Source organism: Arthrobacter sp. efr-133-R2A-63 (assembly GCF_030209795.1).
GTDB lineage: Bacteria > Actinomycetota > Actinomycetes > Actinomycetales > Micrococcaceae > Arthrobacter > Arthrobacter bambusae_A.
In genome coordinates this window covers 260,552-273,902 of the sequence record NZ_JARVRG010000004.1, presented here as the reverse complement: position 1 = coordinate 273,902, position 13,351 = coordinate 260,552, and the positions used below count along the sequence as shown (strand labels likewise).

Annotated in this window: 11 protein-coding genes; 9 read left to right on the top strand and 2 right to left on the bottom strand. The window is 60.0% G+C overall.

Translation table 11 applies throughout. The annotated features are described in order from the left end of the window. Nucleotides 1-573: 573 nt before the first annotated feature. The 5 genes from QRN45_RS01860 (at nt 574) to QRN45_RS01840 (ending at nt 6,908) form a co-directional block, all read left to right on the top strand. Nucleotides 574-3,165, top strand: coding sequence for a GH25 family lysozyme (locus QRN45_RS01860; RefSeq protein WP_284762288.1), 2,592 nt, complete (start codon nt 574-576; stop codon nt 3,163-3,165). Nucleotides 3,166-3,336: 171 nt separating this feature from the next. Next, nucleotides 3,337-4,335 carry a dTDP-glucose 4,6-dehydratase gene (gene rfbB / locus QRN45_RS01855; protein ID WP_078108409.1) on the top strand — a complete coding sequence of 333 codons (999 nt, stop codon included), beginning with the start codon at nt 3,337-3,339 and terminating at the stop codon, nt 4,333-4,335. Between the two features lie 3 nt (nt 4,336-4,338). Next, nucleotides 4,339-5,757 carry a sugar nucleotide-binding protein gene (locus QRN45_RS01850; protein ID WP_241709240.1) on the top strand — a complete coding sequence of 473 codons (1,419 nt, stop codon included), beginning with the start codon at nt 4,339-4,341 and terminating at the stop codon, nt 5,755-5,757. Between the two features lie 38 nt (nt 5,758-5,795). Next, a complete protein-coding gene (locus QRN45_RS01845) occupies nt 5,796-6,488 on the top strand; it encodes a glycosyltransferase family 2 protein (RefSeq protein WP_078108542.1) in 693 nt (230 codons plus the stop codon). 9 nt (nt 6,489-6,497) lie between these two features. Beyond that, a complete protein-coding gene (locus QRN45_RS01840) occupies nt 6,498-6,908 on the top strand; it encodes a DUF2304 domain-containing protein (RefSeq protein WP_241709239.1) in 411 nt (136 codons plus the stop codon). Nucleotides 6,909-6,963: 55 nt separating this feature from the next. Here the strand turns inward: QRN45_RS01840 and QRN45_RS01835 are convergent, their stop codons facing one another. Beyond that, entirely contained in the window at nt 6,964-7,845 is an 882-nt protein-coding gene (locus QRN45_RS01835; protein ID WP_078108406.1) for a glycosyltransferase family 2 protein, read from the bottom strand. 221 nt (nt 7,846-8,066) lie between these two features. On the opposite strand from QRN45_RS01835, the gene QRN45_RS01830 reads away from it, so the two are divergent. Together QRN45_RS01830 and QRN45_RS01825 are read left to right on the top strand one after the other, a co-directional pair. Next, the gene (locus tag QRN45_RS01830) at nt 8,067-8,849 is read left to right on the top strand and encodes a glycosyltransferase (RefSeq protein ID WP_284762284.1); all 783 of its coding nucleotides are present in this window, start codon (nt 8,067-8,069) and stop codon (nt 8,847-8,849) included. A gap of 33 nt (nt 8,850-8,882) precedes the next feature. Continuing rightward, nucleotides 8,883-9,818 carry a glycosyltransferase gene (locus tag QRN45_RS01825; protein ID WP_241709237.1) on the top strand — a complete coding sequence of 312 codons (936 nt, stop codon included), beginning with the start codon at nt 8,883-8,885 and terminating at the stop codon, nt 9,816-9,818. A 62-nt stretch (nt 9,819-9,880) separates the two neighbouring features. Here QRN45_RS01825 and QRN45_RS01820 read toward each other — a convergent pair whose 3' ends face one another. Beyond that, on the bottom strand, nt 9,881-10,891 hold the full coding sequence (locus tag QRN45_RS01820; RefSeq protein ID WP_241709236.1) for a glycosyltransferase: 1,011 nt from the start codon (nt 10,889-10,891) through the stop codon (nt 9,881-9,883). Nucleotides 10,892-11,307: 416 nt separating this feature from the next. On the opposite strand from QRN45_RS01820, the gene QRN45_RS01815 reads away from it, so the two are divergent. Both QRN45_RS01815 and rfbA read left to right on the top strand, forming a co-directional pair. Next, nucleotides 11,308-12,255: a polysaccharide biosynthesis protein gene (locus QRN45_RS01815; protein ID WP_264636613.1), complete on the top strand. Its 948-nt coding sequence runs from the start codon at nt 11,308-11,310 to the stop codon at nt 12,253-12,255. Between the two features lie 205 nt (nt 12,256-12,460). After that, complete coding sequence (gene rfbA, locus QRN45_RS01810; protein ID WP_078108401.1) at nt 12,461-13,324, top strand: glucose-1-phosphate thymidylyltransferase RfbA; 864 nt, start codon at nt 12,461-12,463, stop codon at nt 13,322-13,324. Nucleotides 13,325-13,351 lie beyond the last annotated feature (27 nt).

Below are 13,351 nucleotides of genomic sequence, written 5' to 3'. Positions count from 1 at the left end.
CTGTTCAACCACCAGTCACACCAGCAACACATAAAACTCTGGCCACTCCTGCCCCCGAATGCTATGGTGTCCCGGTTAGGAGCTGGCCCTTATGGTGCACTGCAGAAGCGTTAGTTGCTGGAGCTGCAGTCGCAAGCTATCACCATGTGCCGTCAATTGAGCGGCACCTTGCCGGAATTGAAAATGAATAAAACCAAAGCCGAAACGGCCCGTCGTTCACCCTTGGCCCGCGCAGGCGCGGCGCTATCCTTGGTGCTGCTGATGACCGTCGCTGCCCCTGCACAGTCCGGCGCTTCGGAGCTGGTGCCAACAGCCCCGTCACCGTCGTCTCCGGCTACGACATCAGCGACCAAACCAAGCGCTCCTAATCCGGCAACGCCGTCGGTCCCCGCGCCAGCGCCTTCCCCGGCGCCAAGCGTTCAAGGCTCTGATCCCGCAATTCCCACGCCGCAGGCCTCAGATGCGATCAAGATGCCCGGCGGAAACCCGACGACCGCCGACGCTATGAAGGCCGCAATGCGAAAGGCGATCCCGTCCGGCGGTGCCGAGATGGGTCAACGCTCTCCTCGTGTCATGGCAAACAAGCAGGAAGAGTCGTTGCATGTGGTGGCCGGCTCCCGGGCAGTAGCCGGTGCAATTCCCCTAGCCATTTCCCAGGCGACCGACCCGGGCCATTGGAGTCCGCCGTACGGGATCGCCGGCCAGGACGTTAGCGCGTACCAGGGCAACGTTGACTGGGCGGCGCAGTGGAACCAAGGTTCGCGCTTCGCTTACGTCAAGGCGTCTGAGGGCAACTATTACGTCAATGGGAATTTCTCCCAGCAATACGATGGTTCACGCAGCGTCGGGATGATCCGGGGGGCTTACCACTTTGCCATTCCCAACTGGTCATCCGGCGCAGACCAAGCCAGGTATTTCGTGGCCAACGGTGGTGGATGGTCCGCTGACGGATACACCCTGCCTCCCGTGCTCGACATCGAGTACAACCCGTATGAGGGCCAGACCATCAATGGGTTCTATTTCGGTAACACTTGTTATGGAATGTCTGCAGGCCAGATGGCCTCGTGGATTTCCGACTTTGGAAATACCGTCAAGTCGCTCATCGGACGATACCCCGTCATTTACAGCACCACTGACTGGTGGGCCACATGCACAGGAAACTCGGGCAGTTTCGCCAACTATCCGCTGTGGATCGCTTCCTATCCTTCAAGTCCCAGCAGTTCGCCGGGGACGCTTCCGGCCAGTTGGAATCAATTCAGCTTTTGGCAATACAGCAGCACAGGCCCGTTCTCGGGCGACTCAAACATTTGGAACGGCGACTTCGCCTCACTCTCGACTTTCGCGGGGAACTCCGTCCCGCAGGCGGCGTCCGACCAGATCAGTGCGTATCGCAACGGCCACCCGGCCCTGGGGAACCAGACGACGGCGATCACCTGCGGTCTCGTCAACGGCGGCTGCTTCCAAGGATTCCAGGGCGGAACGATCATGTGGTCGCCGGCAACCGGGGCGCTGCCAATCACCCCCGGCCCCATAGCCGATGCCTGGCGGAGTACCGGACTGGAGAGCGGCCGGGCCGGCTACCCCACGAGCGAGCTCATTTGTGGGCTCAAGAACGGTGGCTGTTTCCAAAACTTCCAGGGTGGAAGTTTCCTGTGGTCACCAGCCTCAGGGGCTGCGCTGGTCCAACCGGGAGCAATTCGGGACTACTGGGCGTCGAAAGGCTTTGAAAGCGGGGCGCTCGGCTATCCGACCAGTTCCCTGACATGCGGGCTCAAGAACGGGGGATGTTTCCAGACGTTCCAGGCCGGATCGGTTCTGTCGAGCCCATCCACGCCACCCGTGCTCGTCAAATCCGGACCCATGTTGGATGCCTGGGGAGGAACCGGGTTCGAGAACGGGGTGCTCGGATATCCGGTAGCGGAAGCGACGTGTGACGCTTCCTCGTGCGTGCAGAAATTCCAGGGAGGTGTGGTCGCCTGGACATCAACCTCCGGCGCGTGGCCGATCATCCTGGGAATCGCGGACACGTGGAACACCGCGCGTGCCCAGTCAGTGCCAATCGGATTCCCTCTGGCCAAGGAAGTCTGCGGACTCCGCGCCAGCGGCTGCTACCAATTGTTCCAAGGCGGGGTAATAATGTTCTCCCCGAATACCGGCGCCTTCACGCTCACCGGAAGGCTCTTGGATTATTGGCAAAAGTCCGGTTTCGAGAACGGATCCCTCGGATATCCGACCTCGTCCGCAAATTGCGGACTCACAGACTCCGGATGCATCCAGTCCTTCGAAAAGGGATCCGTGGTCTATTCGAACTCGACACCCATCCAATCGGTAGCCGCGGGCCCAATGCTGGACGCGTGGAAGCTCTCAGGCATGGAGACAGGTTCACTCGGCTATCCGGTCTCTGCTCAAATCTGCGGCCTTAAGGATGGCGGCTGCTTCCAGATGTTCGCCAAGGGCGCTTTGATGTACTCGCCGGCTACCGGTGCGCAGCCAAGCATCAACGGTCCGATCCGCGACCTGTGGCAACAAGGAGGCTTCGAGAGCGGGCGTCTCGGTTACCCGGCCTCCGGCGTCGTTTGTGGCCTCCGGAACAGTGGCTGCTTCCAGAATTACCAAGGCGGCACCATCATGTTGTCTGCCGGGACAAGTGCCAACGCTCTCTTGATGGGTCCGATTCGGGACGCCTGGGTCAAGTCGGGCTTCGAAGGAGGGACCCTCGGGTACCCCACGAGCGCGCAGATCTGTGGACTCCGCAACGGGGGCTGCTTCCAGAACTTCGAAAAGGGAACCGTCATGTGGTCCCAGGCCACGGGCGCCCAGCCTATGACTTCCGACCCGATCCGTGCACGGTGGGGGCAGTCAGGCTTCGAATCAGGGAGCCTCGGCTATCCGACGAGCGCCACGATTTGCGGACTGCGCAATGGCGGTTGCTTCGAAAACTTCGAGAACGGGACCATCATGTGGTCCCCGACGAGCGGTGCGCAAGCCATGGTGCCCGGACCGATCCAACAAGCCTGGGCCGGTCAGGGCTTTGAAGGCGGCCGCGCTGGTTATCCGACGACGAGTCAGACCTGCAGCCCCGATGGGACGAGCTGCACCCAGTCGTTCCAAGGCGCAACAATTACCTGGAGCTCTGCAAGCGGGGTCAAGCTTCTCACCCCGTAGCTGCAGCAAGTGCCCGAAGGCGGGGACCCATCGCTGGGTCCCCGCCTTCGGGGTAGGTGGAGGGTTTTTCGCTCTCGCCGTGAACCGGCGTCGTTGACAGGATCAATGCGACGCTCGTCCGCGGCCATTGCGGAACAGATAACTGGCGTAAATCCGGTAACGTATGGAACTATGCAGCGACTCCTCGTAACCGGCGGCGCCGGCTTCATCGGCTCAAATTTCGTCCACTTTGTCATAGCTAACACGGACCACCACGTCACAGTGCTGGACAAGCTCACCTATGCCGGGAACCTGGAGTCGATCAAGCACCTACCGAGCGAGCGGCTCACGTTCGTCCAGGGGGACATTGCGGACCCTTCCGTCGTCGAGCCCCTCGTGGCCGCGGCCGACGTCGTGGTCCACTACGCCGCAGAGTCGCACAATGACAACTCGCTGCATGACCCGCGTCCCTTCCTGGACACCAATATCATCGGCACCTACACGCTCATCGAAGCCGCCCGGAAGCATGACAAGCGCTTCCACCACATCTCCACCGACGAGGTCTACGGCGATCTTGAGCTCGATGACCCGGAACGGTTCACCGAGAACACTCCGTACAATCCCTCCAGCCCCTACTCCTCGACGAAGGCCGGTTCAGACCTGCTGGTGCGGGCATGGGTGCGCTCCTTCGGATTGCAGGCCACCATCAGCAACTGCTCAAACAACTACGGCCCGTACCAACACGTGGAAAAGTTCATCCCGCGCCAGATCACCAATGTGATCGACGGGATCCGCCCAAAGCTCTATGGCAAGGGCGAGAACGTCCGCGACTGGATCCACGCGAACGACCACTCTTCCGCCGTTCTGGCAATCATCGAGAAGGGCAGGATCGGGGAAACCTATCTCATCGGCGCGGACGGCGAGAAGAACAACAAGGATGTCGTGGAGCTCATCCTGGCGCACATGGGCCAGGACAACGATGCCTACGACCACGTGGTGGACCGCCCAGGCCACGACCTCCGTTACGCGATCGACTCCACGAAACTGCGCACGGAGCTGGACTGGAAGCCCGAGTTCTCCAACTTCGAGGCCGGCATCGAAGACACCATCAAGTGGTACCGCGACAACGAAGCATGGTGGCGTCCCCAGAAAGCCGAAACCGAGGCCAAGTACAAGGAACAGGGCCAATAGACGATGTCGATTGAGTTTTCCAAGCAGCTGAGTGCCCGCGAAACGCCTATTCCCGGCGTCGTCCTTTACGAACTTCCCGTCCACGGCGACAACCGCGGCTGGTTCAAGGAGAACTGGCAGCGCGAGAAGATGGTGGCCCTCGGGCTTCCGGACTTCAAGCCGGTACAGAACAACATCTCTTTCAACGAGAAAGCCGGCACCACGCGCGGCATCCACGCCGAACCTTGGGACAAATTCATCTCTGTGGCCACCGGCAGGATCTTCGGCGCGTGGGTGGACTTGCGTGAAGGTCCGTCCTTCGGTGCGGTATTCACCGCCGAGCTGGACCCTAGTCAGGCAATTTTCATCCCGAGGGGTGTGGGCAACGCTTTCCAGACCCTGGAAGACAATACCGCTTACACCTATCTGGTCAACGACCACTGGAGCGCCGATGCGCAGGGCCAGTACACCTTCCTGAACCTGGCTGACGAGACAGCGGCGATCGACTGGCCCATTCCACTCGAGCGGGCCGAGCTCTCGGACAAAGACAAAGCACATCCGCGTCTCGCGGATGTGCGGCCGATGGGCCCGAAGAAGACGCTGGTTCTGGGTGCCAACGGCCAGCTGGGCAAAGCCCTTCGGGAACTGTACGACGGCGACGCCTCCGTTGAATTTGCCGGCCGCGCTGAGTTCGACCTCACGTCAGAGGATGCGATTGCGCAAAAGAACTGGAAGAACTATTCCGCTGTCATCAACGCGGCCGCTTATACCGCCGTCGACGCCGCGGAAACCGCTGAAGGCCGCCAGGCCGCCTGGGAGTCGAATGTCACTGCCGTCGCTCGTCTGGCCCGGACCGCCGTCGAGCACGACCTGACCCTGGTGCATGTCTCCTCCGACTATGTGTTCGACGGCGCTGCTGACACCCACGGCGAAGACGAACCGGTCTCGCCGCTGGGCGTATACGGGCAGACGAAGGCCGCCGGGGACGCCGTTGTCAGCGTTGTTCCCAGGCACTACATCGTGCGCACGAGCTGGGTCATTGGCGAGGGTAACAATTTCGTCCGCACCATGGCTTCCCTCGCTGCGCGTGGAATTGAACCTTCCGTCGTCAACGACCAGATCGGACGTTTGACCTTCACCGAGGATATCGCCGCGGGAATCAAGCACTTGCTGGACTCCAAGGCCAGCTACGGCACGTACAACCTCAGCAACGCCGGTGAGCCGCAGTCCTGGGCGGACATCGCCGCCGACGTCTACGAGCTCAGCGGTGCGGCACGGGATTCCGTCACGGGCGTCACCACCGAAGAGTACTTCCGCGGCAAAGCGGCCGCACCCCGCCCACTCAAAAGTGTCCTTGACCTGAGCAAGATCCGGGCAGCGGGATTCGAGCCGGGCTCGTCTGACGATCGGCTCACGTCGTACGTCCGGAACAGGTTGGTCTAGCCGTGGGCGCTGTTCGCCGCCACGATGTTCTGGTCATCATGCCAGCGTGGAATGAGTCCGAGGCCATCGGCAGCACGATCCGCGAGGTCTTCGCTTTCGGGCCGCCGTGCGACGTCCTGGTTGTCGACGACGGTTCGCGCGACAACACTGCAGCGGTGGCACAGGGCGCCGGCGCCACGGTCCTGCAACTCCCCTTCAATATGGGCGTCGGTGGAGCGATGCGCACTGGTTTCAAATACGCCAAGTCGCACGGTTACACCCAGGTGATTCAGGTCGATGCTGATGGCCAGCACGACCCACGGGATATCAAAGTCGTCTTGGAGGGGCTCCGGGAGGCGGACATTGCAATCGGTGCCCGGTTCGCCGATAAAGGGACCTACTCGGTCAGGGGTCCACGCAAATGGGCCATGATCGTCTTGGCCTGGACCCTGTCCAAGGTTGCCGGAACGAAGCTTACCGACGTGACCTCCGGCTTCCGCGCTGCCAATGCCAAGGCCATCCGGCAGTACGTCGATCACTACCCCGCTGAATACCTCGGCGACACCATCGATTCGCTGGTCGTGGCCATCCGCTCGGGATGCACAGTACGCCAAGTTGGTGTTTCCATGCGTGAACGCCAAGGCGGAGAACCGAGCCACGACGCCGTGAAGGCGGCACTTTACCTTGGACGTTCGGGGCTCGCCCTGATCTTTGCGCTGACCCGCAAAAAATCCATTCCTTCAACCAACTAGGACATCCACATGGCACTCCTCATGGGCGCGATCGTCGTGGTGGCGATCCTTATTTACGTGTTCGAGATGCTGCGGCGCCAAAAACTGCGGGAGAAGTACGCCGTCCTCTGGATCATCGTCGGCATCGGAACGCTGGTACTTTCGGCCTTCCCGCAATTGCTGTCAGGGGCAAGCAAGCTGTTGGGCATCCAGATCCCGGCGAATCTGCTCTTCATCATGACGCTGATTCTGCTCGTCGGTGTTTGCCTTCACTTGTCACGTGAACAATCCACAGCTGAAGACGAAGTGCGGATCCTGGCCGAGGAACTCGCAATCTTGCGGGCGGAATTCAAGGCGATCCAGGCTAAGCAGACGGCTTCTGGAGACCCGGAGACACTCGACAATAAGGTTGAAACTCCCCCGGACTCTCAGAACAATTGATGGAAACAGAAGAGGGCGCCTCCTGGGAGGCGCCCTCTTCTGTTTCCATCGTCCGCTAGCCGACGATGTGCTTGGCCAGCCGGGGAAGGGAGTCGAACTTTCCCTTACCGACTGACTTCAGGATCAGTGTGGCTGCATTCAGTCGCGATGTTGTGTGGAAGCTCGCCGCACGGGCAGCCTTCTTCCAACCGAGAGCCGCGAAGCGCTCAGCCTGGCTCTCAAAAAAGTGCCGCTCTTCATCGAAGCGCCGGCCGTCGAGCGCGCGCACCGAAGAATCCGAAGCCGAATGGCGCCTGTAAAGAAACGCGAGTACTGGATCGATGACCATGGAGCCATGCTCTGCTGCGATGTCCAGCAGCAGCGCAAGATCCTGGACAACGTCCAAGCCCTCGGTGAAGCCGATGCGTGTGACTGTTTCCGACTTCCAGGCCAAGGAAGGGAAATAGGCCCAATCGGCACGGACCAGGCTCGTGGCCATGGCCTCGCCCTTGAGCTCGATCCGCTCGCTCGTTTTCGGTGCGTACACTTTCTTCACTGCGTCAACGAGAGGCGTGCAGGCAATGCCCTTCTCGTCTATGACCTGCACTCCGGGCTGAACGACGTCGGCCTTCGGATACTCCTCGAAAGCGCTCACAACGACGCCGAGATAGTTCGGCAACATGATGTCGTCGGCACCCATGATCACCACATAAGGGGCCTCAACGAGCCCCAGGGCCTTACGGTAGTTTCCGTTGGCGCCGAGGTTTTCCTCGTTGCGCATATAGGTGACCCTGGAGTCGGTGATCTCCGAGAACCAGCGCCGGGGTTCCGGGTCCGGGTAGCCATCGTCGATAACGATCAGCCTCCAGTCCTGGTACTGCTGGTTCAAGACACTCTGGGCCGCCAGTTTCATCTGGTCGACGTCCCCGTAGTAGGGCAACATAACGTCAACGGTCATGGACCTGTTGTTCCTTCCGGTGGGTTCAGCCAGTTTCGGGCGAGGCGTTGAGGGCAAATTACATGCGGTTCGAGAAACCTCTGGCTGTATTCCCTCGATTATATAGGTGCCCAATGGTCGGGACCTGCGGCAGTTGCATCGCTTGGTAGGATGATGGAAGTTTGGCCAAGCCCCCGCTCTGCTCATATCTTCTTGCGGGAAAGAGAAAGTGACTCCCGTTCATGTATGCCTCATCCGGAGCCGTTCCTCGCGTCAGCGTGTGCATGGCCGCCTACAACGGGTCGCGACACATCGCGGAGCAAATCGACTCCATATTGTCCGAACTAGCCCCGGACGACGAACTCATTGTGGTTGATGACTGTTCCACCGACGGAACAGCCCAATTGGTGGCTGATATCGAGGACTCCCGCATCCGGCTGATTCGCGCCGAATCGAACGCTGGCTACGTCAAGACATTTGAGCGGGCGTTGTCAGAGGCCCGCGGAGAGTACGTTTTCCTCTCGGACCAGGATGACATTTGGATTCCAGGACGAGTCGGGATCATGATTGGCGCTCTGCAAAGCAAGGGCATGGTTGTGAGCAACTGCCAGCACATCGAAGGAGATCTGGGCCGTTTCCACGAGATCCGTCTCCGGGCCCGGGATTCAGGTCACACTTTCCGGAACATCCTCGGGGTTGTGGTGGGCTATCGCCTTCACTGGGGATGTGCGATGGCCTTTCGTCGTTCCATGCTCGAACAGGTCCTTCCGTTCCCGAGCCACATGACTGAATCGCACGATCAGTGGATCGCCCTCGTCGGTATCGTCAACCGCTCCATTCTGTACCTGGAAACGGATACCATCCTTCATCGGCTGCACGGAGGTAACCTCACTCCTACCGGGATCCGAAGCTTGCGCAAAATCTTGGGTGCGCGCGTGGCTTTTCTGCGCAATGTGCTCACGGCAACCAAGCGGGCGTCCAGCACCCGTCGTGCGCCAGTGTCGGCAACAGTCGCCCGGCCGTAACCACCGTCTACTCCGATTGGCGCACAGCTCCAAATGAACATTACCGACAGGATCCCGGCCGTCGTTGCCGTTGTATCTGCGTTCAACCCATCCATTGCCCTGATCGACAGGGTCAGGAACCACTCCAAGCACGTAACCCGGGTCGTCGTCGTAGACGACGGTTCCACTTTCGGCAACCGTGAAATCTGGCAGGAACTCCGGGATGCCGGGGCGCTAGTTCTGCACCATGATGAAAACCGAGGGATCGCCGCCGCCCTGAATACCGGTGTGTCCGCCGGACTCGCAATCGATCCGAATGCATGGATATTGACCTTGGACCAAGATTCCGACCTCACCGACGGCTATGTTGAGAACGCGCTCTCAACCTACGCCTTGCTGGCGGAACAGGGTGTCAACGTTGGATTGGTTGCGCCTGGCAAGCACAACGGTTTCCCCGTCAAACTCCTCAGGAGTGAAGGCGACTTCGTCGAAGCATTTGATCCGATGCAGTCCGGCTGCCTCATCCCTGCGGCCGTCTTCCGCATGGCAGGCGACTTGGACGAAGACTTGTTCATCGACGGGGTGGATACAGATTTCAATGCCCGACTGCGCAGATTGGGATACCGTCTTCCGGCCGATCCTGGATGCAATCTCGTCCACGAGCTGGGACACCCTCGTGAAGTGACGATTCTCAAACGAAGGATCCATTTCCGCGGTCGCCCCTTGGCCCTGACTTACCACACACCTCTGCGGGTCTACTACATCACCAGAAATTCACTCGTCATTGCCCGACGCTACTGGCGAGACAACCCGGGCTGGATGTTCCAACGGCTTTGGATGGAAGTCGAGAGCAACTTGGTACGGCTTGCATTCGGCCCGGACCGTCGCGCCTACGCCATTTCGTGGCGCCGTGGAATTCGAGACGCATTCAAAGGCCATCTGGGCAAGGCTGATGCTGCCATCGCGAGCAGCCTAAGCCCCCGGCGGTAGCAGGCACGACGAAATATCGCGCATTTCAGGCTGATCGTCTGCGACTAAAGCTCGACTGGCGCTCAAGACTCGGCTGCAGTCAACCGCCGGGTTGCCTGCCGCCTGCCAAAGAGCCCTATCAAGTGTGTGAGGGCCGGTCCCAGATCGGTTCGTGAACCAATGACGCCACGCCACAACAGCGCGACAATCCGAAAGCCTGCCCAAGGGCCGTTGAACGTCTTCGAGGCAGCCTCGAGACTATGGGTGCGCTCGGGCATCCGCTTTTCGAGCGTCCCCAGCATGAGCGCCTTCCACCCGAAGGTCATATTGGCCACCATGACCGCCACTGAGGGTACCGAAGCGGAATTCTCGAATCTAAGGGCAAGTTCTCTCGCACGACGCAGGGATCTCAGCGGGTTGAACGACTCTGTGGCCTCACCAATCACGTTGGCTGCGTGCTGGACGTAGTCCTGCACAATGTCGTCAACGATCACATAGTCATCCAAGGCGGCGGCGGCAACACCGATCCAATGATCATGATTCTGGGTCAGGGTCGAGAGGCGTGGGAAAGGAAGAATCACCTCAAGCAGATCGCGCCGAAAGACGCACAATCCGCCGGTCACTTGGTTTTGAACCAAAAGGTCACAAATATCGGTCCGCCGCCGCATCGTCGACTCAGCGACCACTCGACCCGAATCGGTCACCACTCTTGCCTGACCTGTCACCAAAACGGCGCTCTCCAGGTGCGGCAGAAGACGTTCAAGTTTCTCTGGATACCAATAGTCATCCTGGTCGGACAGCGCGACCCAGTCCGCGGAAGGCGGGACCAAGGTCAGGCCACGTTCAAAATTTCCGTAGAACCCCAGCCGATCACCAAAGCCAGCAACGCGAAACCGATCATCACCGGGCAAAATCGAACGAACCAGCCTCGACACTCCCTCGGGATCGCCGTCTGCCGTGATGACGCATTCAAAGTTCGCATGTGTCTGCTTGCTAATCGACAACAGCTGACGCTCGAACAGCGCGGGATCCGGTTTGTACGCCGCGAGGACGATTGTTCCGAAGGACGGCAGCGCTTGGGGTTTGTCGTTCACCCAGTGATGATAGCAGCCGGGCGACCCCCCTAGACTTAGGAGGTTGGATCGTCCGGAGAGTGTACGGGGATTCGAATTACCGATGTCGAGGAGGTTTCGAGGCTGGCTGGCCACGGCGAGCAGCCCCGATAGTAATGAGAACAGTCCTAACACGTCTGGCGGGCTTCGCTGGCTTTCCTCTTCTGTCTGCCGTTGTGCCGATATTCGTCATGCCCATCATTGCCCGCATTGCTGGACCGCTAGGGTGGTCCAGCATTGGCAGCGGACTGGCAATCGGTATTTTCGCTTCAACCGTCATCCTCTTCGGGTGGAACATCGAAGGCCCCGTCCGGATCGCCAGGTCCGGGGACGTTCAGGTTCGACTCCGAATATACGGAGAGAGCATCGGCACACGGTTGCTCCTCTGCATCGTGGTTATGCCGGTCGCGGCCGCGCTGGTCTACCTGATTTCGGCCCCCGCGCATAGGTTTGACGCAATCCTGATCGCACTATCGGCCGCATCGGGTGGCTTGTCCCCGGCGTGGTATTTCATCGGCATCGGCAATCCCCGGCTACTAGGGATTGTCGACACTATCCCTCGGGTGGTCGCATCGCTGATTTCAATTCCGCTGCTTCTCATAACCGGACAGATCTGGCTCTACGCGGCAATGCAGATCATCGCAACCGTCGTCACGATGCGTATTTTCCTCCACCTCGCGCCGGGGTCACGGGGAAAGGCTCCGAAAATCGTTTGGAAGCTCGGCGACATGCTCTGCATCCTGAGGTCCCAGGCCGCCGCTGCGGGCGTCAATCTTGCGGGCAACGCTTACGGCTCCACCCCGGTCCCCATTGCAACAGCCACAGTCTCTGGACCAGGGGCAAGCAATTTTGCTTCCGCCGACCAGTTGTACCGCTATGCCCTGTTTCCCGTGGTCGTCCTTGCCAATGCATTTCAGGGTTGGGCGCTGGAGTTCGACGGTGAACAAGGACGACGGCGGCAGCTCGCCGCAATTGGGGCACACGTCTTGCTCGGCGTAGTTGGCGGAGCGCTCCTCGCGGTCTTTGGCCCGTTGGTTTCGTCGATTATGTTCGGCCCGGCATTGGCCGCGGGCCAAGTCACCAGTGTTTTCTACGGCTTGGCCTTGTGCTTCTTGTGTATTGCCGCTCCGCTCCAGAGAAACGTGCTCATTCCAGCGGGGCGCGCCTCGCTCGTTTTTGGAGTGACCGTGGCGGCCGCTCTGGCGGGGGTCAGCACAATGGTGGTGTTCGGAACTCTGAAATCGGTTGATGGCATAGCCTTCGGCATGGCAGCAAGCGAAGCCATAGTGCTGTTACTCCTGATCAAACCGTCGATCAAGGCCCTTCGTTCGGACTACATGAGCTGACCCAGTCTCCGCGAAAGCTGCGTGAGATCTGCGCCGGACTGCAGCTATCCTTCAGAATCCGACCGAATGCACCCGCACCAGCCCCTGGCGAATGGCTTCCGGTCGGGTCAAAACAGTCAATCCAAGCTGCCGCCTACCTCGAATTCGTCTCGGACTGAGCGAAGCTGGTTTGCTGAGCGGCCCGGCGTACGGAAGTATTGAGCCCATGCGTGGAATTATCCTTGCCGGCGGAACTGGATCCCGGCTTCACCCGATCACACACGGCATCAGCAAACAGCTCGTCCCTGTGTATGACAAGCCGATGATCTACTATCCCCTGTCGACGCTCATTCTGGCTGGCATCCGCGACATCCTCATCATCACCACGCCACACGACGCGGAGCAATTCCGACGACTCCTCGGAGATGGCTCCCAGTTCGGCATAAACCTCAGCTACGTTGAGCAGCCGTCCCCCGATGGGCTTGCCCAAGCATTCATCCTTGGCGCGGAACATATTGGAAACGACACCGTGGCTCTCGTCCTCGGTGACAACATCTTCTACGGCCAAGGCATGGGGACACAGTTGCGCCGGCACGCCAACATCGACGGCGGCGCAGTCTTCGGTTACTGGGTCAGCGACCCGAAAGCGTACGGTGTCGTGGAATTCGACGACTCCGGTAAGGCCATATCCCTTGAGGAGAAGCCTGAAAAGCCGAAATCCCACTACGCTGTTCCAGGCCTGTACTTCTACGACAACGACGTCGTCGACATCGCCAAGAATCTGCAGCCGTCAGCACGAGGCGAGCTGGAAATCACGGATGTGAACCGCGCTTACCTCGAGCAGGAGAAGCTTCACGTCGAAATCCTTCCCCGCGGCACTGCGTGGCTGGATACCGGGACATTCAACGACCTCAACGACGCTTCCAACTTCATCCGCACGGTAGAGAACCGTCAGGGACTCAAGATCGGCGCGCCTGAGGAAATCGCTTGGCGCCAAGGCTTCCTCACGGATGACGAACTCAGGCAGCGGGCCGAGCCCCTGGTCAAGAGCGGCTACGGTCAGTACTTGCTCGGTCTTCTCGACGGTTAGGCTTCCATTTTGCCGACCGTCGCACAT

Excerpts from the sequence above, each read along its gene's own strand:
- QRN45_RS01860 (WP_284762288.1), top strand. The coding sequence starts at position 574 with ATGGCAAACAAGCAGGAAGAGTCGTTGCATGTGGTGGCCGGCTCCCGG.
- rfbB (WP_078108409.1), top strand. The coding sequence starts at position 3,337 with ATGCAGCGACTCCTCGTAACCGGCGGCGCCGGCTTCATCGGCTCAAAT.
- QRN45_RS01850 (WP_241709240.1), top strand. The coding sequence starts at position 4,339 with ATGTCGATTGAGTTTTCCAAGCAGCTGAGTGCCCGCGAAACGCCTATT.
- QRN45_RS01845 (WP_078108542.1), top strand. The coding sequence starts at position 5,796 with ATGCCAGCGTGGAATGAGTCCGAGGCCATCGGCAGCACGATCCGCGAG.
- QRN45_RS01840 (WP_241709239.1), top strand. The coding sequence starts at position 6,498 with ATGGCACTCCTCATGGGCGCGATCGTCGTGGTGGCGATCCTTATTTAC.
- QRN45_RS01835 (WP_078108406.1), bottom strand. The coding sequence starts at position 7,845 with ATGACCGTTGACGTTATGTTGCCCTACTACGGGGACGTCGACCAGATG.
- QRN45_RS01830 (WP_284762284.1), top strand. The coding sequence starts at position 8,067 with ATGTATGCCTCATCCGGAGCCGTTCCTCGCGTCAGCGTGTGCATGGCC.
- QRN45_RS01825 (WP_241709237.1), top strand. The coding sequence starts at position 8,883 with ATGAACATTACCGACAGGATCCCGGCCGTCGTTGCCGTTGTATCTGCG.
- QRN45_RS01815 (WP_264636613.1), top strand. The coding sequence starts at position 11,308 with ATGCCGGTCGCGGCCGCGCTGGTCTACCTGATTTCGGCCCCCGCGCAT.
- rfbA (WP_078108401.1), top strand. The coding sequence starts at position 12,461 with ATGCGTGGAATTATCCTTGCCGGCGGAACTGGATCCCGGCTTCACCCG.